This is a genomic window from Pseudomonas zeae, assembly GCF_014268485.2.
GTDB classification, from domain to species: Bacteria; Pseudomonadota; Gammaproteobacteria; order Pseudomonadales; family Pseudomonadaceae; genus Aquipseudomonas; species Aquipseudomonas neuropathica.
Genome location: NZ_CP077090.1, coordinates 551,293 through 576,910 on the forward strand (window position 1 = coordinate 551,293; position 25,618 = coordinate 576,910).

Annotated in this window: 21 protein-coding genes; 11 read left to right on the forward strand and 10 right to left on the reverse strand. The window is 59.9% G+C overall.

Annotation, left to right across the window (positions count from 1 at the left end):
• Positions 1-72 precede the first annotated feature (72 nt).
• The 3 genes from HU754_RS02420 to HU754_RS02430 all read left to right on the forward strand — a co-directional run bounded on the left by HU754_RS02420 (position 73) and on the right by HU754_RS02430 (position 4,014).
• The gene (locus HU754_RS02420; RefSeq protein ID WP_186620746.1) at positions 73-2,007 is read left to right on the forward strand and encodes a RecQ family ATP-dependent DNA helicase; all 1,935 of its coding nucleotides are present in this window, start codon (positions 73-75) and stop codon (positions 2,005-2,007) included.
• 215 nt (positions 2,008-2,222) lie between these two features.
• Positions 2,223-3,449, forward strand: coding sequence for a 3-hydroxyacyl-CoA dehydrogenase (locus HU754_RS02425; RefSeq protein ID WP_186620745.1), 1,227 nt, complete (start codon positions 2,223-2,225; stop codon positions 3,447-3,449).
• Between the two features lie 133 nt (positions 3,450-3,582).
• Positions 3,583-4,014, forward strand: a complete 432-nt coding sequence (locus HU754_RS02430) for an acyl-CoA thioesterase (protein ID WP_186620744.1) — start codon at positions 3,583-3,585, stop codon at positions 4,012-4,014.
• Positions 4,015-4,082: 68 nt separating this feature from the next.
• On the opposite strand, the gene HU754_RS02435 is transcribed toward HU754_RS02430, so the two are convergent.
• The 4 genes from HU754_RS02435 to HU754_RS02450 all read right to left on the reverse strand — a co-directional run bounded on the left by HU754_RS02435 (position 4,083) and on the right by HU754_RS02450 (position 9,055).
• On the reverse strand, positions 4,083-4,562 hold the full coding sequence (locus HU754_RS02435) for a glycine zipper domain-containing protein (protein WP_093429994.1): 480 nt from the start codon (positions 4,560-4,562) through the stop codon (positions 4,083-4,085).
• A gap of 328 nt (positions 4,563-4,890) precedes the next feature.
• Entirely contained in the window at positions 4,891-7,239 is a 2,349-nt protein-coding gene (locus tag HU754_RS02440) for an FdhF/YdeP family oxidoreductase (protein WP_186620742.1), read from the reverse strand.
• Complete coding sequence (fdhD, locus tag HU754_RS02445) at positions 7,236-8,075, reverse strand: formate dehydrogenase accessory sulfurtransferase FdhD (protein ID WP_186620740.1); 840 nt, start codon at positions 8,073-8,075, stop codon at positions 7,236-7,238. The genes HU754_RS02440 and fdhD overlap by 4 nt, the downstream gene beginning before the upstream one ends.
• 92 nt (positions 8,076-8,167) lie before the next feature.
• Entirely contained in the window at positions 8,168-9,055 is an 888-nt protein-coding gene (locus HU754_RS02450) for a LysR family transcriptional regulator (RefSeq protein ID WP_093429997.1), read from the reverse strand.
• Positions 9,056-9,192: 137 nt separating this feature from the next.
• Between HU754_RS02450 and lysM the strand changes: the two genes are divergently transcribed.
• Positions 9,193-9,633, forward strand: a complete 441-nt coding sequence (gene lysM / locus HU754_RS02455) for a peptidoglycan-binding protein LysM (protein ID WP_186620738.1) — start codon at positions 9,193-9,195, stop codon at positions 9,631-9,633.
• Between the two features lie 98 nt (positions 9,634-9,731).
• Here lysM and yrfG read toward each other — a convergent pair whose 3' ends face one another.
• The gene (gene yrfG / locus HU754_RS02460) at positions 9,732-10,394 is read right to left on the reverse strand and encodes a GMP/IMP nucleotidase (RefSeq protein ID WP_186620736.1); all 663 of its coding nucleotides are present in this window, start codon (positions 10,392-10,394) and stop codon (positions 9,732-9,734) included.
• 88 nt (positions 10,395-10,482) lie between these two features.
• On the opposite strand from yrfG, the gene nudE reads away from it, so the two are divergent.
• Entirely contained in the window at positions 10,483-11,049 is a 567-nt protein-coding gene (gene nudE, locus HU754_RS02465) for an ADP compounds hydrolase NudE (protein WP_034151897.1), read from the forward strand.
• 11 nt (positions 11,050-11,060) lie between these two features.
• A complete protein-coding gene (gene cysQ, locus HU754_RS02470; protein WP_186620735.1) occupies positions 11,061-11,888 on the forward strand; it encodes a 3'(2'),5'-bisphosphate nucleotidase CysQ in 828 nt (275 codons plus the stop codon).
• A 205-nt stretch (positions 11,889-12,093) separates the two neighbouring features.
• Here the strand turns inward: cysQ and HU754_RS02475 are convergent, their stop codons facing one another.
• From HU754_RS02475 to rfbC, 4 genes are read right to left on the reverse strand one after another with little or no spacing between them, the layout of a single operon-like run.
• Complete coding sequence (locus tag HU754_RS02475; RefSeq protein ID WP_186620734.1) at positions 12,094-12,549, reverse strand: YiiD C-terminal domain-containing protein; 456 nt, start codon at positions 12,547-12,549, stop codon at positions 12,094-12,096.
• Positions 12,546-13,931, reverse strand: coding sequence for a sigma-54-dependent transcriptional regulator (locus tag HU754_RS02480; protein ID WP_095047126.1), 1,386 nt, complete (start codon positions 13,929-13,931; stop codon positions 12,546-12,548). Before HU754_RS02480 ends, HU754_RS02475 begins: the two co-directional genes overlap by 4 nt.
• Positions 13,928-15,736 (reverse strand): sensor histidine kinase, encoded by a 1,809-nt coding sequence (locus HU754_RS02485; RefSeq protein WP_095047127.1) that lies wholly within the window; start codon positions 15,734-15,736, stop codon positions 13,928-13,930. The genes HU754_RS02480 and HU754_RS02485 overlap by 4 nt, the downstream gene beginning before the upstream one ends.
• A gap of 42 nt (positions 15,737-15,778) precedes the next feature.
• A complete protein-coding gene (gene rfbC, locus HU754_RS02490; RefSeq protein WP_034151902.1) occupies positions 15,779-16,324 on the reverse strand; it encodes a dTDP-4-dehydrorhamnose 3,5-epimerase in 546 nt (181 codons plus the stop codon).
• A gap of 166 nt (positions 16,325-16,490) precedes the next feature.
• Here rfbC and HU754_RS02495 point away from each other — a divergent pair, with 166 nt between their 5' ends.
• From HU754_RS02495 to HU754_RS02510, 4 genes are all read left to right on the forward strand, one after another.
• Positions 16,491-19,403, forward strand: a complete 2,913-nt coding sequence (locus HU754_RS02495) for an aminotransferase (protein WP_186620733.1) — start codon at positions 16,491-16,493, stop codon at positions 19,401-19,403.
• Between the two features lie 308 nt (positions 19,404-19,711).
• Positions 19,712-20,590 carry an N-carbamoylputrescine amidase gene (gene aguB / locus HU754_RS02500; protein WP_034151905.1) on the forward strand — a complete coding sequence of 293 codons (879 nt, stop codon included), beginning with the start codon at positions 19,712-19,714 and terminating at the stop codon, positions 20,588-20,590.
• Between the two features lie 5 nt (positions 20,591-20,595).
• On the forward strand, positions 20,596-21,702 hold the full coding sequence (aguA, locus tag HU754_RS02505; protein ID WP_186620732.1) for an agmatine deiminase: 1,107 nt from the start codon (positions 20,596-20,598) through the stop codon (positions 21,700-21,702).
• Positions 21,703-21,947: 245 nt separating this feature from the next.
• On the forward strand, positions 21,948-22,160 hold the full coding sequence (locus tag HU754_RS02510) for a hypothetical protein (RefSeq protein WP_008080512.1): 213 nt from the start codon (positions 21,948-21,950) through the stop codon (positions 22,158-22,160).
• Between the two features lie 175 nt (positions 22,161-22,335).
• Here HU754_RS02510 and HU754_RS02515 read toward each other — a convergent pair whose 3' ends face one another.
• Entirely contained in the window at positions 22,336-24,429 is a 2,094-nt protein-coding gene (locus HU754_RS02515; RefSeq protein ID WP_186620731.1) for a TonB-dependent receptor, read from the reverse strand.
• Positions 24,430-24,685: 256 nt separating this feature from the next.
• Between HU754_RS02515 and HU754_RS02520 the strand changes: the two genes are divergently transcribed.
• Entirely contained in the window at positions 24,686-25,354 is a 669-nt protein-coding gene (locus HU754_RS02520) for a DsbA family protein (RefSeq protein ID WP_186620730.1), read from the forward strand.
• The last annotated feature ends 264 nt before the right edge of the window (positions 25,355-25,618 follow it).

Genomic DNA, 25,618 nt, shown 5'->3' on the forward strand with positions numbered 1-25,618 from the left:
CGACCTTTTCTCGACTCGCTGCGATCGCCCGCTAGGCTGTTGGCATGGCAGCAGTCAATGGAGTGACAGCGAATGCACAACACCCTGGAACAGGTTTTTGGTTTCCCACAGTTTCGACCCGGGCAAGAGGCGGCGATCAGCGCGGTGCTGGCCGGGCGCTCGGCAGCGGCGATTTTTCCCACCGGTTCCGGCAAGTCGATTTGCTACCAATTGCCGGCGCTGATGCTGCCGCACCTGACGTTGGTAGTCTCGCCGTTGCTGGCGTTGATGCAGGATCAACTGGCCTTTTTGCAGCGACACGGTATCTCGGCTGGCAGCATCGATTCGGCGCAGAGTCGCGATGATGCCAATGACGTGATGGCCCGCGCCCGCTCGGGTGAATTGAAGATTTTGATGATCTCGGTGGAGCGCTTGAAAAACGAGCGCTTTCGCAACTTTTTGCAGCAGGTACCCATCTCGCTGCTGGTGGTGGACGAGGCGCATTGCATCTCGGAGTGGGGCCATAACTTCCGCCCCGATTATCTCAAGCTGCCGGACTATCAGCGGCAGTTCAACATCCCGCAAACCTTGCTGCTGACCGCTACGGCAACGCCGAAAGTCATCGCCGACATGCAGGCCAAATTCGCTATCGCCGCTGACGATGTGGTGACCACGGGCTTCTACCGGCCCAACCTCAATCTGCTGGTGGAACCGGTACGTGGCCAGGACAAGCGCCGGCGGCTGGTCGAGTGGATGACCGAGCGTGCGGGGCAGCCGAGCATCGTCTACGTGACCTTGCAGAAAACTGCTGAGCACATCGCTGAACACCTTGAGCGCAACGGCATTCAGGCCGAGGCGTATCACGCCGGTTTAGCCCACGACAAACGCGAGGCGATCCAGAAGCGCTTCATGGCCGGGCAATCCAATTGCATCGTCGCGACCATCGCATTCGGCATGGGCATCGACAAGAGTGACATCCGCAATGTCGTGCACTTCGACCTGCCCAAATCCATCGAAAACTACAGTCAGGAAATCGGCCGCGCCGGGCGTGACGGGCAGCCGTCGGATTGTCTGGTATTGGCTAATCGCGACAGCCTCAATGTGCTGGAAAACTTCGTCTACGGCGATACGCCGGAGCGCGACGGCATTCGCTATGTACTCGATGAGCTAAAGGCCTCGGTGCCGGAAGGGCAGTGGGAGTTTCTGCTCGGGCCATTGGCTGATCAAAGCAACATACGTGCACTGCCGCTGAAGACCTTGCTGGTGCAACTGGAACTGCGCGGTTTGATCGCGCCGCGCTACGCCTATTACGCCGAATACCGTTTCAAATACCTGTTGGAACCCGAAGCGCTGCTTGAGCGCTTCGACGGTGAGCGCAGGGATTTTGTCGGCGCAATCATTCAGACCTCGGCGCGCGCGCGCACCTGGGCCACGGTGAATTTCGAGGCGATGTATTCGCAGTATTCCGCCGAGCGCAATCGAGTGGTGAAGGCGCTGGATTACTTCCAGGAGAAGGGTTGGGTCGAGCTGGAAAGCAAGCAGATGACCGAGGTCTACAGCCTGCTGCACAGCGACTTCGACAGCGATGCCCTGAGTGCCGAGCTGCATGAGTATTTCACCCGGCATGAGCAGGCCGAAGTGGCGCGCATCCACGCCATGCTTGAGGTATTCGCCACCGAACGCTGCCTGGGTTATCGCCTGGCGGAGTATTTCGGTGATCACAATGCGCCTGAGCGGTGTGGGCATTGTTCGGTGTGTCATGGTCAAGTGGCGCGGTTGCCGGCACCACCGGAGTTGCCAGCACTTGTGGATAAAAACTTTGCGGCGCTGTGTGGTGATTTTATCCACAGGCATGAGCAGTACACCGGGGTGATTCCAACGGCTGAGCGGTTGACGCGATTTTTGTGTGGGATCAGCGTGCCGTTGTTCACCAAGCTCAAGGCGCGCGCTATTCCCGGGTTTGCTGCGTTGGAGGAATATCCCTACGCCGAAGTCCGCAGCTGGGCTGATGATCATTTGCTCGGTTGAGCAAGAGCCCTTGTGGGAGCGAGCCTGCTCGCGAAAGCGGTACATCAGGCAACACCATTTTGAATGTGATGACCCTTTCGCGAGCAGGCTCGCTCCCACAAAAGCAGGGCTGTATCCATCCGCTGAATGTCGATCATCACGGTAATAAACTTCAAAAAACGTCGATGGCTGACTATGGTTGAGGTCTGTCTTTGGATCGCCAACAAGAGAACAACATGAGCCAGACAACCTTCGATATTCAGCAAGCCGCGGTGATCGGCGCGGGCACCATGGGCCGGGGCATTGTCATGTGTCTGGCCAATGCCGGCGTGACGGTGCATTGGGTGGATAACAATCCACAGATGCTTGAACAGGCACTCGCCACTGTGGCCGAGACTTATGCACACAACGTGCGCCAGGGACGGATTGATCAGGCCGAAGCGGATGCGCGTTTGGCGCGGGTCAGTGCGGCAGCGGATTATGCGGCGATTCGCAATGTCGATCTGGTGATCGAGGCGGTGTACGAAAATCTTGAGCTGAAGCAGAAGATCTTTCGTGAGCTGGATGGTTTGCTCAAGCCTGAGGCACTGTTGGCAAGCAATACGTCGGCGCTGGACATCGATGCGATAGCCGCAGCGACAAAGCGTCCGAATCAGGTGCTGGGCCTGCATTTCTTCAGCCCGGCGCACATCATGAAACTGCTGGAAATCGTTCGCGGCGCACAGACCTCTGCGACGGTGCTGGAGGCGGCACTGGCACTGGGCAAACGCATGGGCAAGGTCAGTGTGGTGTCGGGTAACTGCCATGGTTTTATCGGCAATCGCATGCTGCATCCGTATGTCCTCGAGGCGCGCAAGATGTTGCTTGAGGGCGCTTATCCACAGCAGGTCGACGCAGCGCTGCAAGGTTTCGGTTTTGCCATGGGGCCGTTCCGCATGTACGACGTGGTCGGCATCGATCTGGAATGGCGTGCACGCGAGTTGGCCGGCAAGGGCCAGGATGCGCCAGAGGTGCAGGTGGATAACCGTTTGTGCGAGATGGGCCGGTTCGGGCAGAAGTCTGGCAACGGTTATTACCATTACGAACCGGGCAGTCGTCAGGCTGAGCACGATCCTGAGGTCGATGCGCTGGTATTGCAGGTCAGCGAAGAGTTGGGCTTCCAGCGCCGCGAGATCGGTCCTGAGGAGATCCTGGAGCGCAGTCTTCTGGCATTGGTCAACGAGGGTGCGAAGATTTTGCAGGAGGGCATTGCCGAGTCTGCACACGACATCGATCTGGTGTACCTGAACGGCTACGGCTTCCCGGCGGACAAGGGCGGGCCGATGGCCTGGGCGGATCAGCAAGGGCTCGCGGACATTCATCAGCGCTTGCTGGCGCTGGAGACGCGCCAGGGCGATCAGTGGAAACCGGCGCGGTTGATTGGCGAGTTGGCGGCGCAGGGCGAGGGATTTGCAGATCGTTAAGTCTGGCGGCGGTGCTGACGTCTTCGCGAGCAGGCTCGCTCCCACAGGAGAGCGCATTTCAAATGTGGGAGCGAGCCTGCTCGCGAAGGGTTTTGAATTAGACTCGCCCATTAACTTCAGGGATTGTTGAGCAATGTCCAACCCGATGCCACAACGCACCGACTACCCACACTTCCAGCCCATCACCACACGCTGGCACGACAACGACGCCTACGGTCACGTCAACAACGTCACCTACTACAGCTTCTTCGATACGGCGGTGAACACCTACCTGATACAGGTCGGTGGTCTGGATATTCATGACGGCGAGGTTGTGGGTTTTGTAGTCAGTTCGGCGTGCGATTACTTCGCCTCGATCTCCTTCCCGGATCTGATCGAGATCGGTCTGCGAGTCGGCAAGTTGGGCAACAGTTCAGTGCAATACGAGCTGGCGGTGTTCAAGGTGGGTGAAAGCGAGGCGTGTGCGGCCGGGCGCTTCGTTCACGTATTCGTCGATCGGGCGAGTAATCAGCCGGTGCCGATCCCTGCTGAACTGCGGCATGCACTGGAATACCTGGTGGTGTAAACGGCAAAAAAAAATCGCAGCCCTTGGGCTGCGATTTTGCTTTACCGGCCAGCGAGGTGTTTGAGGCCTCAGTCGCGATAGTACTTGTGATGCTTGCGGTGGCCGTAGGCATGGCCGCGACCACGGTGGTCGTCACGATAGTAGCGACGATCATCATGGCGGCGATCGTAACGACGATCGTCGTCATCGCTCTTGTTGCCCATGTAGTTGCCCAGCGCGCCACCGGCGCCGCCACCTGCTGCGGAGCCGATCAGGCTGCCGGTGGTGCCGCCCATGCTGCGGCCGACCACGTTACCGCCGGCTGCGCCCAGCGCACCACCGATGGCGGCTTCGCCACGGCTGCGTTTGTCGGCGCCAACCGCGCTACCACCCGCGCCGCCCAAGGCTGCGCCGATGGTGGAACCTGTATTGCCGCCTAAGGACTGACCGACGACCGAGCCAAGAACCCCGCCCAATGCGCCGCCCACACCTGCTTCGGTGGTGCCGCCTGCGGAAGCAAAACCACTGACCAGGCCAAGGGACAACAAGAGAATCGAGGAGAACTTCATAGATGAGCCTCAAAGGGATGACGGCGCCGATCCTGAGGCTGTGTAACGAGCGTGACAATCGAAATCCGACGAATAACACGACTTGTATACAATTTTGCAAGTTGCTGTTTTATCAGCGGAACTTAACCGATTTCCGCCGGTCTTTAGCTACTTCGGACAGGCCGCTTTTGTGAAAAAGCGGCCTTTTTTGTGGGCGTTGGAAAAGTGCTAGGGCTTGGAAGCGTATTGCTTGAACCTACGCCTTCGCGAGCAAGCTCGCTCCCACATTTGAAATGCATTCCAATGTGGGAGCGAGCTTGCTCGCGAAGAGGCCGGTTCTGACATCGCGTTACGCGGACTTGGCCATGATCAACCCAGTCTCACTCGCCGCTTCCAGTCGAATCGCAATGAACTTCGACGTCGGTGTATGGCTGCCATCCCCGGTGCTTTCCAGCGGCACCAGCGGATTCACTTCCGGGTAATAAGCTGCGGCTTGTCCCGCCGGAATATCAAATGCCAGCAGCGTGAAGCCCTTTACCCGACGCTCACGACCATCGTCCCATATCGAAACAATGTCAGCCTTCTGTCCCGGACGGAAGCCGAGGCGAATGATGTCCGCCTCATTGGCGAACAGCACATCACGCTGGCCTTTCACTCCGCGATAACGGTCGTCGAGACCATAAATCGTCGTGTTGTACTGATCGTGGGAGCGCATCGATTGCAAGATCAGATCCGGCAGTTGTCCGGTCGCGCGGGTGCGTTCGTGCACGAGATCTTTCGGCAGCATATTGGCGCGGAAATTGGCCCGGCCCGACGGCGTGTTCCACTTGCGTGCGCCAGCGCTGTTACCGAGGTAGAAACCGCCCGGGTTCTTGATCTTCTCGTTGAACGCTTTGAAGTTGGGAATGGTGTCGGCGATCAGTTCGCGGATGCGCCCGTAATCAGCCACCAGCCAGTTCCAGTCCACCGGTTTACTGCCCAATGTGGCGGCAGCGATACCGGCAATGATCGACGGCTCTGAACGCATCTGGTTCGACAGCGGCTGCAACTGACCGTTGGAAGCGTGAACCATGCTGAACGAGTCTTCCACGGTGACCGCTTGCGGGCCTTCGGTCTGGATATCGATGTCGGTACGACCGAGGCACGGCAGGATCAGCGCGTCTTTACCGTGAGCCAGGTGGCTGCGGTTGAGCTTGGTGCTGATCTGCACGGTCAGGTCGCAATTGCTCAGTGCGGCGAAGGTACGCGGGCTATCCGGCGTGGCTTGGGCGAAGTTACCGCCCAGACCGATGAAGACCTTGGCGCGACCCTCAGCCATTGCGTGGATCGCTTCAACCACGTTGTGGCCGTTGTGGCGCGGCACCTTGAACTGGAAGCGTCGCTCCAGCGAATCGAGGAACGCCACCGGCGGACGCTCGTTGATGCCCATTGTGCGGTCGCCTTGCACGTTACTGTGGCCGCGCACCGGGCACAGGCCGGCGCCCGGTTTGCCGATGTTGCCGCGCAGTAGCATCAGGTTGGCGATTTCCTGAATCGTCGGCACCGAGTGGCGATGCTGAGTGATGCCCATCGCCCAGCACATGATTACGTTCTTGCCCTTGGCGTACATACGCGCGGCTTGCTCGATTTCTACGAGGGTCAGGCCGGATTGCTCGACGATCTGTTCCCACGGCGTATCGTCAACGACACCGAGGTACTCCAGCACATTGGCGCTGTGGGCATTGAGGAAGTCATGATCGAACACGGCAGGTTCGCCAGCCTTCTGCGCATCGCGCTCCCACTGCAGGAGGAACTTGGCCATGCCGCGCAGCAGCGCCATGTCACCGCCGAGTGCCGGGCGGAAATAAGCGGTGTTGGTTGGCTTGTCGCCGTTGGTGAGCATTTCGATCGGGTGTTGCGGATGCTGGAAGCGTTCCAGACCACGCTCTTTCAATGGGTTGATGCACACCACTTGCGCGCCGCGTTTCACTGCCTCACGCAAGGGTTCGAGCATGCGCGGGTGGTTGGTGCCCGGGTTCTGGCCCCAAACGAAAATCGCATCGGCGTGTTCGAAGTCATCGAAGGTCACGGTGCCTTTGCCGACGCCGACGCTCTGCGCCAGGGCAACACCGCTGGCCTCGTGGCACATGTTCGAGCAGTCCGGGAAGTTGTTGGTACCGTAGGCGCGCACAAACAGTTGATACAGATACGCCGCTTCGTTGCTGGCGCGACCCGAGGTGTAGAACTCGGCCAGATCGGGGCTCGGCAGACTTTGCAGGTGCTTGGCGATCAGCGTGTAGGCGTCGTCCCAACTGATCGGCTTGTAGCGATCGGTTTCGGCGTCGTAAACCATCGGTTCGGTGAGACGACCCTGATATTCCAGCCAGTAGTCGCTCTGCTCCAGCAGTGAAGTCACGCTGTGCTTGGCGAAGAACTTGGCGTCTACACGACGCTTGGTCGCTTCCCAGTTCACCGCTTTCGCGCCGTTCTCGCAAAACTTGACCATGCCGCTTTCCGGCGAATCGCCCCACGCGCAACCCGGGCAGTCGAAACCGCCGTTCTGGTTGGTCTTGAGCATCATGCGCAGGTTTTTCAGGGCGTTGTCGCTGGTCAACCAGGCCTGAGCCACACTGATCAGGGCACCCCAGCCGCCGGCGGCACCTTTGTAAGGCTTGTAGCGCGGGACAGGTTTCTGGTCGGCTTGATGATGTTGGCTCACGCTTGATTCTCCATCGCGGGGCTATACACCCGCGGCGCACTTTTCTGCGGCAGGTGGATGAGATTGAGGTTATGTCGACGGGCCCACTGCACGGCAAGGCCGGTGGGTGCGGACAGGCTGACCAGGGTCTGGATGCCGGCGCGCAAAACTTTCTGGATCAATTCGAGACTGCAACGGCTGGTGACAATCGCCAGTCCGCCATCTGTGGATATCTTCTGGCGGATCAGTCCGCCGATCAGCTTGTCGAGGGCGTTGTGCCGGCCGATGTCTTCGCGCCCGAGCAACAATTCGCCGCTGGCGTTCATGAACACCGCCGCATGCACCGCGCCGCAGTGCTGACCGAGCGGTTGGAACGCACCGATGCGCTGGCGCAGACCGTCGAGCCATTCGCTCGGTGGCAGCGGCGCGCCGGGCAAGACCTTGAGATCAGGCAGTGCCTGCTCCACCGCTTCAACCCCGCACAAGCCGCAACCGCTGGTGCCCGCCATTTGCCGACGTTGTTGCTTGAGGTTCCAGAACGCGCGATTGGCGATGGTCACTTGCGCATACTGCGCCGAGCCTGCGCCGGTCAGTTGCAGGTCATAGATGTCGCTCGCGTCCTCGATGATGCCGCTGCCGAGGCTAAAGCCGACGATGAAGTCTTCCAGGTCGGTTGGTGTCACCAGCATCACCGCCTGACTGATGCCGTTATAGGCAATCGCCAACGCGACTTCCTCAGCCAGCGCAGTGCTGGCCGATTCCTCACGGGGTAAATCGCTGTAACTGTAGGTCTGGCTGGCGGCAGGCGCGGGCGTTTCAAGTGCAGGCGCCGCGCAGGCAGGGCGCTTGGCGTTCATGGCATCACCGACGGTTTGATCAACGTTAAGACTAGGCGCGGCAAGTTGTCGCGTCTAATCGCTAGTGTCGATCTATCGATAGAGGCCGTCGATCAAGGCGCCGTTGGCGATTTCTGATACAGCGCAAAACACGCCTCGGCGAGCGCCGAGCGTGGCGCCCCGCGCCGCATGATCAAGCCCAGTGGCGCTAGGGTCTGGGCGTTTTCGATGGGCTGCAGACGCAGATGGTCGGTGAGTTTTTCCAGCCCGCCGTCCAACGGCATGATCGCGCAGCAGAAACCGCCGTGTACGGCTTGTAACAATTGATGCACGGCGTCGGTTTGCAGCAACGGTTGCGGAGTCAGGCCACGGCTGTGGAAGTTGTGGTCGATGGACTGACGGAAATGCATGCCGCTGGTGAGCATGCCCAGCGGCAGTTCGATCAGTGATTCCCAGCTCAGCGGAGCTTCACCGAAGGTAAAAGTGCGCTGGTCGTACAGCAGGCCCATGCGGGTTTCGTCGAATGCCAGTGATTCGAAACGTTCGTGATCCAGGCGGTCGAGATAAGAAACACCGATGTCGATTCGGTTGTTCGCCAGATGCTCGAGGATCTGCTCGGAGCTCAGTGCCGACATTTCAAAGCGCAGATTCGGGTGGGCGCTGTGCAGGCGTTGCATCAACGGCAGTGGATCGAAACTCGACAGCGGCACCACGCCCAGCCGCAACGTGCCGATCAGATTGCCGCGACACGCCGCTGCTTCCGCGTGCAAACCGTCATAAGCCGCCATCACCGAGCGCGCCCACGCCAGTACGCGCTCGCCCGGCGCGGTAAAACCTTCAAAGCGTTGGCCACGGTTGACCAGTGGCAGGTCGAGTTCTTCTTCAAGACTGCGCAGGCGCATCGACAGGGTTGGCTGGGTGATATGGCAACGCGCGGCGGCCTGGCCGAAATGGCGGGTTTCGTCGAGGGCGATGAGGAATTTCAGCTGCTTGATGTCCATCTTCGCTCCGGGCGCTGGCAGGGTTGGGCGATTCTACCGCTTGCGCGGTGGCAGGGTCATTGGTCGGCTTGGAACCGGGTTTGTCTGTCGTGGTCTAGGCTTGGACGACTGAACCTTTATTCCATGGAGAGAACACGATGAGCCTTTTTAGTTTTGTTAAAGAAGCCGGTGAGAAGTTGATCGATCTGCTGACCCCGGGCAACGCCAATGCCAGTGAACAGTTGAAGGAACACATCAGCAAGGTCGGCCTGGGCAATCCGAATGTGCAGGCGACGGTGGACGGCGACAAAGTGACCGTCACCGGTGAAGTCGCGAGTCAGGAAGAGAAAGAGAAAATTTTGCTGGCGGTGGGCAATATTGCCGGGGTTGGCAGCGTGGATGATCAGATCACGGTGACTGGTCCGGTGGTGGCGGCAGCAAAGTTTGTCGTGGTGAAAAAAGGCGACACCCTCAGCGCGATTTCCCTCGCTGTGTATGGCAATGCCAACCAGTACAACAAGATCTTTGAGGCCAATAAGCCGATGCTCAAGGATGAGAACAAAATCTATCCGGGTCAGACCCTGCGTATTCCTGAGTAACACAAACCCTCTGAGCTGCCGAAGGCTGCGATCTTTTGATCTTGTTTGTAAAAAATCAAAATCAAAAGATCGCAGCCTGCGGCAGCTCCTACAGAAGATTAGAGTCCGGCAATCAAATCCCGATAATCCTCAACCGCCGCAAACTCAGCCGTGTCCTTCGGCCCCTTGCGACTGTCCGGCTCTTTCACCGCCAACAAATGCGCCACACCAAAATCCCGCGCACTGCGCAGAATCGGCAAGGTGTCGTCGATAAACAGACTGCGCGCCGGATCAAAGCCGATGTCCGCCTGCAAGGCATCCCAGAACTGCGGGTTCTCCTTGGGAAAACCGTAATCGTGGGAGCTGATCAGCCGCTCAAAATACGGCGCCAGTTCGATTCGCTCAAGCTTCAGCGACAGTGAGTCGCGGTGTGCATTGGTGATCATGATCACCCGTTTGCCCGCGCGTTTGATCGCTTCCAGAAAGGTATCGGCATCCGGGCGCAAGGCAATCAGGTGCGCAGTTTCCAGCTTCAGTTCACGCACCGACAACTTCAGTTCGGCACTCCAGAAATCCAGGCAGTACCACTGCAACTGGCCGGCATGGCGTTCGAACAACGGCTGCAATTCCATATCGGCCATGGCCCGGCTGACCCCGTGCAGTTCGGCGTAACGCTGGGGCAGGTGTTCCAGCCAGAAGTGATTGTCGAAGTGCAGATCCAGCAGCGTGCCGTCCATGTCGAGCAGAACGGTATCGATGTCGGACCACGTTAATGAAGGCATGGCAACGTCTCGAACGGTAGAAAGATATCCGACATAAACAATCGGGAAAGCCGCGTTATAGTAGCGCGTTCACGCCAAGGAGCTTTGCATGCGCCAGAAACCCACCGTACTTGCCCGCGAGATCGTCGCCACCAGTCGCCTGTTTTGCGTCGAAGAACTCAAGCTGCGCTTTTCCAACGGCGTGGAACGCACTTACGAACGTCTGGTTGGTAAAGGTGCGGGCTACGGCGCGGTGATGATCGTGGCGATGCTGGATGCCGAGCACGCGGTGTTGGTCGAAGAGTATTGTGGCGGCACCGACGAATACGAATTGTCCTTGCCCAAAGGTCTGATCGAACCGGGCGAGGATGTGTTGGCCGCAGCCGAGCGTGAGCTCAAGGAAGAGGCCGGTTTTGGCGCGCGGCAACTGGAACATCTGACCGAGCTGTCGCTGTCGCCCGGTTACATGAGCCAGAAGATTCAGGTGGTCCTGGCGACTGATTTGTACGAGGAACGTCTCGAAGGCGACGAGCCTGAGCCGATGCGTGTCGACAAAGTGAACCTGCGCGAACTGTCGTCGTTGGCGCTCAACCCTCAGTTTTCCGAAGGCCGTGCGTTGGCTGCACTGTATCTGACCCGCGATCTGCTGACCGAGCGCGGGTTCTTTCCAGCATGAGTGAGATATCGATGACGTTTCCCCACCCGTTGATGGCGCCGGTCGTTGAGCTGGCATTGCACGCCGGCGAGGCGATTTTGCCATTCTGGCGCGCCGGCGTTGAAGTCACGGCCAAGTCCGATGACTCGCCCGTGACGGCGGCGGATCTGGCCGCGCATCACCTGATCCTCGCCGGGCTGACGGCGCTGGACCCGAGCATTCCAGTGTTGTCGGAAGAAGACGCCAACATCCCTCAGAGCGTGCGCGCCGGCTGGCAGCGCTGGTGGTTGGTCGACCCGTTGGACGGCACCAAGGAATTTATCAGCGGCAGCGAAGAGTTCACCGTCAACATTGCGCTGATCGAAAACGGCCGCGTGGTGTTCGGCGTGGTGTCGATGCCGACCAATGGTCGTTTCTACGTTGGCGGCGCAGGCCTCGGTGCCTGGCGTTGCGACAAGGGCGGCACGCCGGTTGCGATTCAGGTGCGCGATGTACCGGGGCCGGGCGAGGCGTTCACCGTGGTCGCCAGCCGTCGCCATTCGAGTCCCGAGCAGGAACGTTTGCTCGCCGGGTTGAGTGCGAGTCTGGGCGAGTTGCAACTGGCCAATATTGGCAGCTCGCTGAAATTCTGCCTGTTGGCTGAAGGCGCGGCGGATTGCTATCCGCGACTGGCGCCGACTTCGCAGTGGGACACGGCGGCGGCGCAAGGTGTGCTGGAAGGTGCGGGCGGTGAGGTGCTGGATCTGCGCGGGGAGGCGTTCTGTTATCCGGCGCGGGAATCGCTACTCAATGAGTTCTTTTTGGCGCTGCCGGCGAAAGCGGCGTGGCGTTCCAGATTGTTGGAGTTGGCTCGCGGTTAAGTGGGCTGATCCGAAATCCCCCTCACCCCAGCCCTCTCCCCCAGGAGAGGGAGCCGACCGAGTTGTCTTGTGTCTCACATCGACCTGAAAGATCAGGTCGATTATGGATTCAGCAAAGCGCTTTCAGGTCGATGCATTTCTGAAGCATCCCCCAATCAGTTCCCTCTCCCTTTGGGAGAGGGTTAGGGTGAGGGGCTTTTGATTGTCAGCGATGCAAAACGTACTGCCCGGTAAATGTCACGGCGTCTTCTTCGCTACCCTGATTGACGATCCGCGTATTCAACGTCAACCGCGCCCGCCCATAACGCCGATACATCGCCAGAAACCTCTTCCACTCCTTCGCATCAGGCGCCGGGCAAATCGCCGTAGCGTCCCCGGTGACCGGAAGCGGATAACTGATCTGCCCTTCCTGAATCACAATGTGCCCGTCGGTGATTCCTTCCTCTTTCAGACGCAAATGCAACCAGCCCCAACCGGCCAGCACCGCGCCGCAGTAAAGACTGCCGCCGAACATCGTGCTCTTGTGGTTGACGTTCGGGTCGAGTGGCAGATGCAGGCTCAGTTGCTGTTCATGCCAGTCGAGCACCTTAAGGCCCATGTCTCGGGTCAGCGGGATATCGTGATGCAGGACCGATTCCAGATAGCGACTGTCTGTACTCATTCGTTCTCGTCCCCATGGCTGCTATCGCCAAAGTTGAGGCCATGCTTGCGCAATTTGTCATGCAGGGTCTTGCGCGGAATGCCCAAGGCTTCGGCGAGGCTGCGCACCGAACTGTGGGAGCGCGCCAGTTCAGCAGCGATCAGCGATTTCTCGAAATTTTCCACCTGCTCGCTGAGCCCCCCATTGATGACTTCGACCGTGGTGCTGCCACCGCCCTCGACGTCAGCGTTATCCAGCGCCAGTTCCAGGCCGAGGGCGAAACGTTCGGCGGCATTCTGCAGTTCGCGTACGTTGCCCGGCCAGGTGTGGCGCAGCAGCAAGGCGCGTTGCGCCGGTTGCAGTTCATGGGGCGGCAAACCGTGGCGGGCGCTGGCTTCATCGGCGTAATGCTGGAACAGCACCAGCGCATCTTCACCGCGCTCACGCAGTGGCGGAATGCGCAGTGGCGCGACGTTGAGGCGGTAATACAAGTCGGCGCGGAAACGGCCCTGGTCAGCGGCCTGACGCAGGTCTTCCTTGGTCGCGGCGATGACGCGGATGTCCAGCGGGATCAGTTGATTGCCACCCAGACGCTCGACCACGCGCTCTTGCAGCATGCGCAGCAACTTCACCTGCACATCCATGCTCATGCTCTCGATTTCATCGAGAAACAATGTGCCGCCATTGGCGAATTCGAATTTGCCGATCCGCCGTTTTTGCGCGCCGGTAAACGCGCCGGGTTCGTGACCGAACAGTTCACTTTCCACCACCGACTCGGCAAGGGCGCCGGCGTTGATCGCGACGAACGGGCCGTTTCGGCGGCTGGATAAATCGTGCAAGGCGCGGGCGACCACTTCTTTACCGGCGCCGGTTTCGCCGAGGATCAGCACGTCAGCCTTGGTCGCGGCCAGCGCGCCGATCTGCTCGCGCAGGCGCAGCATGGGCGTCGAATGGCCGACCAGCCGCGCGCTCAGTTCATTGCGATCGCTGAGGGCCAAGCGCAGGCTGCGGTTGTCCAGCACCAGTCGGCGCAGGGCCAGCGCGCGACGCACGCTGTCGAGCAGCGCATCGCTGGCGAAAGGCTTTTCGAGAAAGTCATAAGCGCCGGCACGCATGGCCTGCACTGCCAGCGGCACATCGCCGTGGCCGGTGATCAGCAATACCGGTAGTTCGGGATCCTGCGCGTGCAGTTCGCTGAGCAATTCGAGACCGTCCATGCCCGGCATGCGGATATCGCTGACCACCACACCCGGCCAGTCACGCTCAAGCTGTGCGGCCAGGCCTTTGGCTTCGGACAGCGGCAGAATTTTCAGGCCGGCCAGATCCAGGGTTTGGCCGAGGGCCTGACGCAGGTGCGGATCGTCGTCGATCAACACCACCTGAATGCGATTGTCGATGGTCATGCACTTCGATCCTCGGACGGTTGCAGGCTGACCCCGGGCGCACCGGCGCGCAGCCGCAGGGTAATCAAGGCGCCACCTTGCTTGTGGTTGGCGAACGACAGTTCACCGCCGAAGGCGCGCATCAGCGTTTCACAAATGGCCAGCCCCAGGCCAAGGCCTTGAGTGCGGGTCTTGGTGGTGTAAAAGGGCTCGCTGGCGCGGCCGAGGGCTTCCATGCAAAAGCCCGGGCCGTTGTCGCGAATGTACAGATTGACGCCTTCGGCGGTGGATTCGGCACTCAGCCAGAGTTTGCGCGGCGGGCCTTTCTCGGTGAGGGCGTCGAGGGCGTTGGCCAGCAGATTGCCGAGCACTTGGCGCAATCGGGTTTCCCCGGCCTCGACCCACAGAGTCGCGGCTGGCAGATCGCGGATCAGTTCGACTTCCATGCTGCGACGCCGTTTGGCCAGCAGCGCCAAGGCATCGTCGAGCGCCGGTTGCAGGGCAACGCTTTCCGGCGCGTGGCGATCGCGGCGGGCAAAGGCGCGCAGGTGGGCGATGATCGAGGCCATGCGCCCGGTCAGTTCGCTGATCAGTTTGAGGTTGCCGCGCGCATCGTCGGTGCGCTGATGATCGAGCAGCACTTCGGCGTTTTCCGCGTAGCTGCGGATCGCTGCCAACGGCTGATTGAGTTCGTGGCTGATGCTCGCGGACATCGTCCCCAGCGCCGACAGCTTGCCGGCCTGGACCAGATCGTCCTGGGCACGCACCAGTTCCTGTTGGGCTTGTTCACGCTCCAGCACTTCCTCCTTCAAGCGCCGGTTGAGGCCTTCGAGGTCGCTGGTACGCTCGGCGACGCGGCCCTCCAGCTCGCGACGTGCTTTGGCCTCGAAGGCGATGCGCTCCAGATAATGGCGGCGGCGCTGCATCATCAGACCGAGCAACAACATCAGCACCAGCAGCGTGGCGCCGCCGATGGCGACCACGGTGCGCACCGGACGGTCGATCAGCGTGCGTGGGGCAAGGATGCTGACGCTCCAGCCGGTTTCGGCGATGTCGTGAGTCTGGATCAGCCACGCAGTCGGGCTGAGGTTCAGGGGGCGCGGCTCGCGGGTCGGGTAAGGCTGGATGGCGGTGATCGCCGAGCGTTCGCTGTCGCTCAAGTTACGGGTCGAACGGAAGCGCCATTCCGGGCGCGAGGTGAGGATGACCACGCCGTTATGGTCGGTCACCAGCAGTTGTTCCGGGGTTTTGCCCCAGAGGCTTTCGGTGTGGTCGAGGTCAACCTTGATCACCAGCACGCCGATGATTTTTTCGCCGTTGCGCACGGCGGCAGCGAAGAAGTAGCCGCGTTTGGCCGAGGTCGTGCCGAGACCGAAAAAGCGTCCGAGCCGCCCGGCCATGGCTTCACTGAAGTACGGACGGAACGAGAAATTGCGGCCGACGAAACTGTCGTGTTTGTCCCAGTTCGACGCCGCCAGCGTCTGCCCGCTGGTGTCCATCAGGTACATGACTTCGGCACCGGTCTGTGCAGCGATGTTCTTCAGCAGGCGATTGGCGTTGCCTTGGCTGACGCCGTCGTCCGGTGCGCCGAGGACCGCACGCAAGGCCGGCAGGTCGCCGAGAATTTGCGGCAACACTTCATAGCGGTGCAGGGTGCCCAGCAGGTTGGCGACGTACAGGTCGAGGGTCTGCCGGTTCTGCCCTGCCAGTTCGCTGCGGTAATAGCGCTCGGCGAGATGTTCCAGCGGCCACAGCAGCGGCGCCAGACACAGGGCCAGCAGCGCGAGGCTGCGCCAGCGGGGTCTGCGGGGGAGGGTTGGTTTCATGAGCCGGATGCGCCTGAGATGTCAGGCGCATTATGCCTAGGCTCAGGCGAAGACGTCAGCGTCCTTGAGCAGGGCTGCAGCCTGATCCTTGGCGGACAGCTTAGGCGCTTCGTCCAGCTGCCAGTCGATGCCCAGCGCGGGATCATCCCAGCGAATGCTGCGCTCGGACGACGGGTCGTAGTAGTTGGTGGTCTTGTAGAGGAATTCAGCGAACTCGCTCAGTACCACGAAACCATGGGCAAAACCTTCCGGCACCCACAGTTGACGATGATTTTCGGCCGACAAGCGCACAGCCACCGATTTGCCGAAGTGCGGCGAGCTGCGCCGAATATCCACGGCCACATCCAGCACTTCACCGACGGTCACACGGACCAGTTTGCCCTGGGTGTTTTGCAACTGGTAATGCAGGCCACGCAACACGCCTTTTTGCGAGCGCGAGTGGTTGTCCTGAACAAATTGCGTGTCCAGACCGGTAGCGTCCTGGAACGCCTTGGCATTGAAACTCTCGTAGAAAAAGCCGCGCTCGTCACCGAACACCTTCGGTTCGATGATCAGGACACCGGGCAGGTCGGTGGTGATTACATTCATGGGGAGTTCCATAGGCAGGTGTGAATGGTCGACATTCTTGCGCAAAGTGCCGGAGGGTGCGAGTGCTGCAAGACAAATAGCCCGTATACCTTTGCGCGGTTGGGGGTTGCGGATCCCGTCCAGCAATGGCGATATAGGCGCCTAATAAAATTACAGGGGTCTTTTCATGCCGCTCGCCACGTTGATTCATCGCGCCAGTTTGCCCAGCCCGCAGGTTTCTGCCGAGCAGGCCCGGCAATGGCTGGCGGAGCATTACGGGCTCAGCGGCACGTTGCAGGCTCTTGGCAGTCAGCAGGATCTCAATTACCGCGTCGACAGCCCGCGTGGACGGTTCGTGCTGAAAATCTGCCGTGGCGATTACGCCCTGGTGGAGCTGCAAGCCCAGCATGCCGGGCTCAAGTATCTGGCCGAGCACTCGGCGGTGACGGTGCCGCGGGTGATCGCGGCCAATAACGGCGAGGATCTGCTGTCGCTCGAGGTCGGCGGCGAAGCCGTCCATGTGCGGCTGCTGGATTACATCGAGGGCCAGCCGCTCACGCATCTCGAACACTTGGGGCGCGACGTGGTGGCGGGGTTTGGCCGGCTCTGCGGTGAGATGGATCTGGCGCTGGCCGGGTTCGATCACCCGGGCCTGGAGCGCACGTTGCAGTGGGATGCCCGTCACGCCAGTGCCCTGATCAGCCATCTGCTGCCGGTGATCAAGGATGAGCAGCAACGCATATTGATTGCCGATGCGGCCGAACAAGCCGAGCGCCGCTTGCAGCCGTTGCAGGGCAAGCTGCCGGTGCAGGCGATCCACATGGACATCACCGACGACAACGCCGTCTGGGCGCGCGATGCCTTGCGTCACTGGCAGTTGCAGGGCGTGATCGACTTTGGCGATCTGGTGCGCACCTGGCGCATCACCGATCTGTCGGTGACCTGTGCGGCGTTGCTGCATCACGCCGGTGGCGATCCGTTTGTCATCCTGCCGGCGGTGCAGGCCTACCACGCGGTCAACCCGCTGCAACATGAAGAGCTGCAGGCGCTGTGGCCATTGATCGTCGCGCGTGCGGCGGTGCTGGTGCTCAGTGGCGAGCAACAGGTCAGCATCGACCCCGCGAATACCTACAGCCGTGACAACCTAAGCCATGAGTGGGAAATCTTCCGCGTAGCGACATCGGTGCCACAGGCACTCATGGAAGCGGCGATCCTTACTGCCGTCGGTCACGCATTGCCGGTGATCGATAGCGAAGGTTTTGCGCCCTTGCTGCCCGGTCTGGTCGGACGTGAATTTGCCCTGATCGATCTCGGTGTCCTCAGCCCGCATTTCGAGGCCGGCAACTGGGAGCAGGCCGGCATCGATCAGCACCTGTTGAACGAAGCGGTGGCGGCCCATGGTTTGGCCGCAAGCCGTTATGGTCAGTACCGTTTGTCGCGCACCCGTCCCGACAGCGCCGTTGAACCGGACACCTTCCCGCTGCACGTGGAATTGCGCGTGCCCGATGGTACCGCTGTGGAAGCGCCGTTCGCTGGCGTCGTGCATCAGCCAGCAGACGGTGTGCTGCAACTGGATGGCCCGCAACTCAGCGTGCGCTTGTGGGGCGTGACACCTTCGCTGCACAGCGGCGCGGCGCTGGTCAAAGGCCAGGTGCTGGGCGCAGTCAGCGGCCCATTACGGGTGCAGTTGTGCCGGGGCGCGCAGATCGATGTGCCGTTGTTTTGCACCCCGGCGCATGCAGCGGCGTGGCAGGCGCTGTGCCCGTCGCCAGCGGCGTTGTTAGGACTGGCCTGCGATGCCGAGCCGGAGCTGGACGCAAAAACCCTGCTCGAACGCCGCGATGCCAGTTTCGCCCGCACGCAGAAACACTACTACGTTGATCCGCCGCGCATTGAACGCGGCTGGCGTAATCACCTGATCGACATGCAGGGCCGCTCCTACCTCGACATGCTCAACAACGTTGCCGTGCTCGGTCACGGCCACCCGCGCATGGCGGCAGTGGCGGCGCGGCAGTGGTCGCTGCTCAACACCAACTCGCGATTCAACTATGCGGCGGTGGCGGAGTTTTCCGAGCGCTTGCTGAAATTGGCGCCGGAAGGCATGGACCGGGTGTTTCTGGTCAACAGCGGCAGCGAGGCCAATGACCTGGCGATTCGTCTGGCCTGGGCCTACAGCGGCGGGCGCGACATGATCAGCGTGCTTGAGGCCTATCACGGCTGGACGGTCGGCGCCGATGCGGTATCGACATCGATCGCCGACAACCCGAAAGCCCTGGAAAGCCGCCCGGACTGGGTGCATCCGGTGCCTGCGCCAAACACTTATCGCGGTGAATTCCGTGGTCTCGCTTCTGCGCCGGATTACGTGCGCAGTGTTGAGCATCACCTGGCAAAACTTGCCGAACAGAAGCGCCAACTGGCCGGGTTTATCTGCGAGCCGGTGTATGGCAATGCCGGCGGTATCTCGCTGCCGCCGGGATATCTCCAGCAGGTATACGCGCTGGTGCGCGCGCAGGGCGGCGTGTGCATCGCCGACGAAGTGCAGGTCGGTTACGGGCGCATGGGCCACTTCTTCTGGGGCTTTGAAGAGCAGGGTGTGGTGCCGGACATCATCTGCATGGCCAAGGGCATGGGCAACGGTCAGCCGCTGGGCGCGGTGATCACGCGACGGGAAATTGCCGAGGCGCTGGAGGCCGAGGGCTATTTCTTCTCGTCGGCGGGCGGCAGTCCGGTCAGTTGCCAGATCGGCATGGCGGTGCTCGATGTCATGGCAGAAGAAAAACTCTGGGAGAACGCGCAGGTGGTCGGTGGCCACTTCAAGGCGCGTCTCGAAGCGTTGATCGATAAACATCCGTTGGTGGGCGCGGTGCACGGTTCCGGGTTCTATCTGGGACTTGAGCTGATTCGCAATCGCGAGACGCTGGAGCCGGCGACCGAGGAGACGGTGTTGCTGTGTGATCGCTTGCGTGAACTGGGGATTTTCATGCAGCCGACCGGGGATGATCTGAACATTCTCAAGATCAAACCGCCGATGGTGACGTCGCGTCAGAGTGTGGATTTCTTTGTCGATATGCTTGATCAAGTCCTTACCGAGGGCCTGTAAGCCCTCACGCTGACCTCCTGTGGGAGCGAGCCTGCTCGCGAAAGCGGTTTCTCATTCAACAACTGTGTTGATTGAACAAACGCCTTCGCGAGCAGGCTCGCTCCCACATTTTTTTGGGGTTTCTAATTCGATTTGTATCGGCTTTTATCGGGATTATTTAGACGAAAGGCATTTTGCAAGCTTCTAAAGCCGATATTTATCGGCTATAAAGTCGCCATTGCTCCGGCATGGTGATCTCATGTCCGGTGCGCGCGTTTTTCTTTTCGGTCGAATTGTCGACCGTCAAAGCACTTGCCCGGAGATGATTCATGAGCCGTATCGTTACCGTTGCCGCCACTCAGATGGCCTGTTCCTGGGATCTGGAAGCCAACCTCGAAATCGCTGAAAGGCTGGTGCGCGAAGCCGCCGCCAAAGGCGCGCAGATCATCTTGATCCAGGAGCTGTTCGAGGCGCCGTACTTCTGCCAGAAGCCGAACCCGGACTATCTGCAACTGGCGACGACGGTGGAAGAAAACGTCGCGATCAAACATTTCCAGAAAATCGCCAAAGAGCTGCAAGTGGTGCTGCCGATCAGCTTCTATGAGCTGGCCGGCCGCGCGCGTTTCAACAGCATCGCGATCATCGATGCCGACGGCAGCAACCTCGGGATTTATCGTAAAAGCCACATCCCGGATGGCCCGGGCTACCACGAGAAGTATTACTTCAACCCGGGCGACACCGGTTTCAAGGTGTGGAACACCCGTTACGCGAAAATCGGTGTGGGCATTTGCTGGGACCAGTGGTTCCCGGAAGCTGCGCGCAGCATGGCGTTGCAAGGCGCTGAAATCCTCTTCTATCCAACCGCAATCGGCAGCGAGCCGCACGACAAGACCATTTCGTCGCGCGATCACTGGCAGCGCGTGCAACAGGGTCATGCCGGCGCCAACCTGATGCCGCTGATCGCCAGCAACCGCATCGGCAACGAAGAACAGGACGGCTACGACATCACGTTCTACGGCTCTTCGTTCATCGCCAACCAGTTCGGCGAAAAAGTGCAGGAGCTGAATAAAACCGAAGAAGGTATTCTTGTGCACACTTTCAACCTCGACGAGCTCGAACACATTCGCAGCGCGTGGGGTTCATTCCGTGACCGCCGTCCGAACCTGTACGGCGCGTTGAAAACCCTCGACGGTTCCCTGGAGTCCTGATCCCGATGACAACTTTGAAAAGTACCCCGCGCGCCGACGGCTTTCACATGCCGGCCGAGTGGGCGCCGCAAACGCAGACCTGGATGATCTGGCCCGAGCGCCCGGACAACTGGCGTCTGGGCGGCAAACCGGCGCAAGCCGCACACGCTGCGGTGGCCAAGGCCATTGCGCGTTTTGAACCGGTCACCGTGGCCGTGTCCGCCGGCCAGTATGAAAACGCCCGCGCGCGCCTCGACGTGCCGAATATCCGCGTGGTCGAGATGTCTAGCGATGACGCTTGGGTACGCGACAGCGGCCCGACTTTCGTCATCAACAACAGCGGCGAAGTGCGCGGTGTGAACTGGGACTTCAACGCCTGGGGAGGTTTTGACGGCGGTTTGTATTCGCCGTGGAATCGCGATTCGCAGGTCGGCGGCAAGATCCTCGAGATCGAGCGCAGCCCGCGTTACCGCACTGAAGGTTTCGTGCTTGAAGGCGGCTCGATTCATGTCGACGGCGAAGGCACGCTGATCACCACCGAAGAATGCCTGCTCAACCGCAATCGCAACCCGCACCTGAGCCGCGAAGAGATTGAAGCGGTACTCAGCGCCAATCTGTCTGTGGATAAAGTCATCTGGCTGCCGGACGGTCTGTTCAACGACGAAACTGACGGCCATGTGGATAACTTCTGCTGCTACGTGCGTCCGGGCGAAGTGTTGCTGGCGTGGACCGACGATCCGCAGGATCCGAACTACCCGCGCTGCCAGGCTGCGTTGAAAGTTCTGCAAAGCAGCACTGACGCCAAGGGTCGCCCGTTCACGGTGCACAAAATGCCGATTCCGGGGCCGCTTTACGCGACTGAAGAAGAGTGCGCCGGTGTCGACCCGGTGGACGGCACGCAGGAACGCAATCCGTCTGTGCGCCTGGCGGGTTCCTACGTGAACTTCCTGATCGTCAACGGCGGCATCATCGCGCCAAGCTTCGACGATCCAATGGACGCGCCGGCCAAGGAAATCCTGCAGAAGCTGTTCCCGCAGCACGAAGTGGTGATGGTGCCGGGTCGCGAACTGTTACTGGGTGGCGGCAATATCCATTGCCTTACCCAACAGCAACCCGCGCCGCACAAAGAGTGAGTTGAGTCGTAACACCTTGAGTTGATTAACAAATCAGCCGGGTAATGATTAGCTCGCTATGCATCAACTGAGGCCCGCAGCCCGACAGGACCGCGGGCTTCTTTGTATCCGCTTGTCGACAACTAAGAAACATTGGCATAGCTCTTGTATTCATCACCCGTGCACTAGGGAGGGGGAGAACTTCAACAGTTCTGTCATAAACCTTGGATAACGTAGCCGCTCACGAACGGGGAGAGAGCGTTGAAATGAACGCCGAAGTGAACGTAGTCAGCGAGCGGACGTTGCATCCCATGGCCGTAAACGGCGAATCGCTCCAGATTGTCGCGCACTGGTTGAAGTCCAATGGAACGCGTCAGATCAGGGAACCTGATCCGCGCCGGATGATGATCGAGCGTTACCCCGCTGGCCTGTTCAGCGAGGCCGAACTGGAAGCATTGTGGGCTGTGATGGAAGGATAAGAAGCACAACAGGGATTGGTGAAAGCGCTGCCGGGATGGCGGCGCTTTTTTTATGCACGACACAAAATCATTGTAGGAGTGAGCCTGCTCGCGATAGCGGTGTGTCAGTTGATATCGATGTTGACTGACACACCGCTATCGCGAGCAGGCTCACTCCTACAGGTTTTGCGTTGAATCAGAAGGAATAAGTGCCGGTCATCACAACGCTACGTGGCGCACCCGGTTGGATTTGATACTGGCTGGTCGCGGACGCGTAGTACTCACGATCGGTGATGTTGTTCAGCGCCGCGCGTAAATCCCAATCCTTGAAGCGGTAACCGACCAGGGCATCCCAGCGGCCGTAACCCGGCAACACGGTGGTGTTGGCGTTATCGGCATAGCGTTGGCCAACCAGGGTCAGGCCGGTTTCGCCGTACCAGCCCATCTCCGGTTTCCAGGTCAGGAACAGGCTGCCGTTATGCTTGGCAACGTTGTTGATGCGTTTGCCTTCCAGGCCGTTGTTGTCCTTCTCGATCTTCGCATCCTGCAGACCGACGCCACCGCGCATGTACCAGTTGCCGACGAGATTGCCGGTGGCCGTCAATTCGATCCCGCGCGAGCGTTGCAAACCTGACATCACCGTCAGGGTCGGATCGTTTGGATCAGTGGTGCGGCGGTTGTAGAGTTCCAGATCGTAGATCGCCAGCGTGGTGCTCAAGCGGTCATCGAGCCAGTCGCTTTTCACGCCGATTTCTTTCTGCTTGGTCAGCTCGGGACTGAGGTCGTTGGTGTTGCCGGCCGCACCCGGAGTGATGCCGATCAAGCCACCGCCCAGCGGCGAAAACGTCTTCGACCACGAGGCGTAGAACGAATGATTTTGTAGCGGCGTCCAGACCAGGCCGACGCGCGGGCTGGTGCTGTGGCTGTCGCGGTCTTCGGAGATGTTGCGCAGCTTGTTGGTCGACTCGATATCGAAAGTGTCGTAACGCAGACCGGCGAGCACTTGCCATTGGTCGTTTAGGCGCAGTTGATCTTGCACATATACCGCACGGCTTTCGACTTCGGTGTGGCTGTTGCTGGAGACCTGCATGCTGCCGGTGTGGCGCAGATCACGGTTCGGGTTGTACAGGTCGAGCGACGGTACGGGCTGCGCGCCCGGGGTTCTGCCAGTGGCCGCGTTGTACAGCGTCGGGTCGCGGCGCTGGCTGCCGATCTCGATGCCAGTGAGCAGGCGATGCTCAAGGCCCAAGGTATCGAATCCGCCCTCAAGTTCAACGTTGTTATAGACGTTGCGAGTGGTCAGATCCTGCTGCCAATGCTGGCGCGTGACCTTGTTGGTCGCCGGCGTGTAACCGGTGAGGTAGGTGTTGTCGAAATCACTGTCGAGCTTGAACACGCCGAGGGTCTGGCGCAGTTGCCAGTTGTCATTGATTTCATAAGTGAGTTTCGAGCGCAGCGATTGCGACTTGTCGTCGATGAAATCGTGATCGTTGCCGTAGGTCGTATCGCGCCCGACATCGGCCGGGCGCCCGTTGATGCCGGGGATGCCGCGATCCGGGGTGCGGTTGTAGCGGCTGTATTCGTACTGCACCAGCCAGTTCAGGTCCGGCGTCAGTTGCCAGCTCATCGACGGCGCGAACAATTGGCGATTGCCACTGACACCGTCGCGGAAGCTGTTTTCATCCATGTTGCCCATGTTCAGGCGCAGGCTGATGTTTTCGCTCGGGTCGCTGCTGAGGTCGGCGTAAAGACTGCGCAAATCTTCGCTGCCAGCCTGGGCTTCGATAGTCGAGCGCCGGCCGAACTCGGGTATTTTGCTCACGCGGTTGACGATCCCGCCCTGACTGCCACGCCCGTACAGCACGGCGGCCGGGCCTTTGAGCACTTCGACGCGTTCAATATTGTGCAAGTCGCGCTTGTATTGGCTGTCGTCGCGGATGCCATCCAGATAGAAATCGTTGCTCGCGTCGAAGCCGCGGATGCGCAGGCTGTCGAAACGGGTGTCGGCGCTGCTGCTGACGTTAGGCATGCCGCTCAACGCGTCGCCGATGTCATTGGTGCCGTAGCTGGCGACGTTCGAGGTCTTGACCGAATCGATCGCCTGCGGCACATAACGTACGGGCGTCGAGGTCCGAGTCGCGGTGCTGCTGAGCTTCACCCGAGGGTCATCGGCTTGCGCTTCGGCGCTGATTGCGGTGGCGGGTAACTCGGTCGCGGAGTAGGCAAAACCGCTGGACAGAAAAGCAGAAAGCCCAAGGGTGGCGGGCGTAAGACGGAACGGGGCAGGCATTGAACAGCGCATCCGAAAGGGTGGAAGAATTCGATCGTGCGAATGGTAATGCTTTGCATTTACTTTCGTTAATTATTCCTTATAAGTTCCCTTGGCTGATTGTTTCAATTTGTGTCCTAACCGACACAATCTGACTGGACGAATCATTCGACCGATTCATGAAACAGACTGAAAGCCATTCCGGCGTTTTTCCGCAAGAGTGCGAGGACTAATCTGCCGCCATCGATTTTCCTGACTTTCTGCCGGAGTTTTTCCCATGATTCTTCACTACATCTACGATCCGCTGTGTGGCTGGTGTTACGGCGCCAAGCCGCTGGTGGAAGCGGCACAGTCAGTGTTGCCGGTGAATGCCCATGCCGGCGGAATGATGAGTGGCGTTAATCGCCAGCGTGTTTCCCCGCAACTGCGCGATTACGTCATGCCCCATGACCGACGCATTGCCGAGTACACCGGCCAGCCGTTTGGCGAGGCCTATTTCGAAGGTTTGCTACGTGATTACTCAGCGGTGTTCGATTCGACGCCAGCGATTGCTGCGGTCATGGCGGCTGAAGCCATCGACGGCGGCGGTTTGCGCCTGCTGGGACGGTTGCAGTCGGCGCACTATGTGGAAGGGCGACGCATTGCCGATTCAGCCGTGCTGTTGGAATTGGCGATGCAGATGGGCTATGCGCAGGAAGATTTCCACCTTGCGTTTGAGTCCGTTGATAGCGAGGGGCATATAAAAGCCAGTCGCCAGTTTTTGGCTCAATTGGGTGGTCAGGGTTTTCCAACGATTGCTCTGGAGCAGAACGGCACGTTCCAATTGATCGACATCAGCCCCTGGCTGGGCAAGCCGCAGGCATTTGCCGATTGGTTGCAACAGGCAATCGTCCTCGATGAAACCGGTAAAACTTCTGCATTTTGTTCTATCGATGGTTGCGCCTGATACGCGCTGGATTCACTGGCTGTTTGCATTTCCCAGCAAGGAGTCAGCGCAAAATTTACGTTTCTTAGACGATTTTTACCTATTTAAAGACGATTCTTGAAATTGACACATTGTTCAGGGCACGGCTACGATTCGGCCCAACGCCTGTGGCCAACCGCCATGACTCAAAATAAGGAGCAGGCCCGCCATGACATCGTCGTGGGCGGGTCTTTTTGTTTCGGGGTGAATAAAAGAGTGCAAAAGCGCCGTTTCCGCCGTTCGACA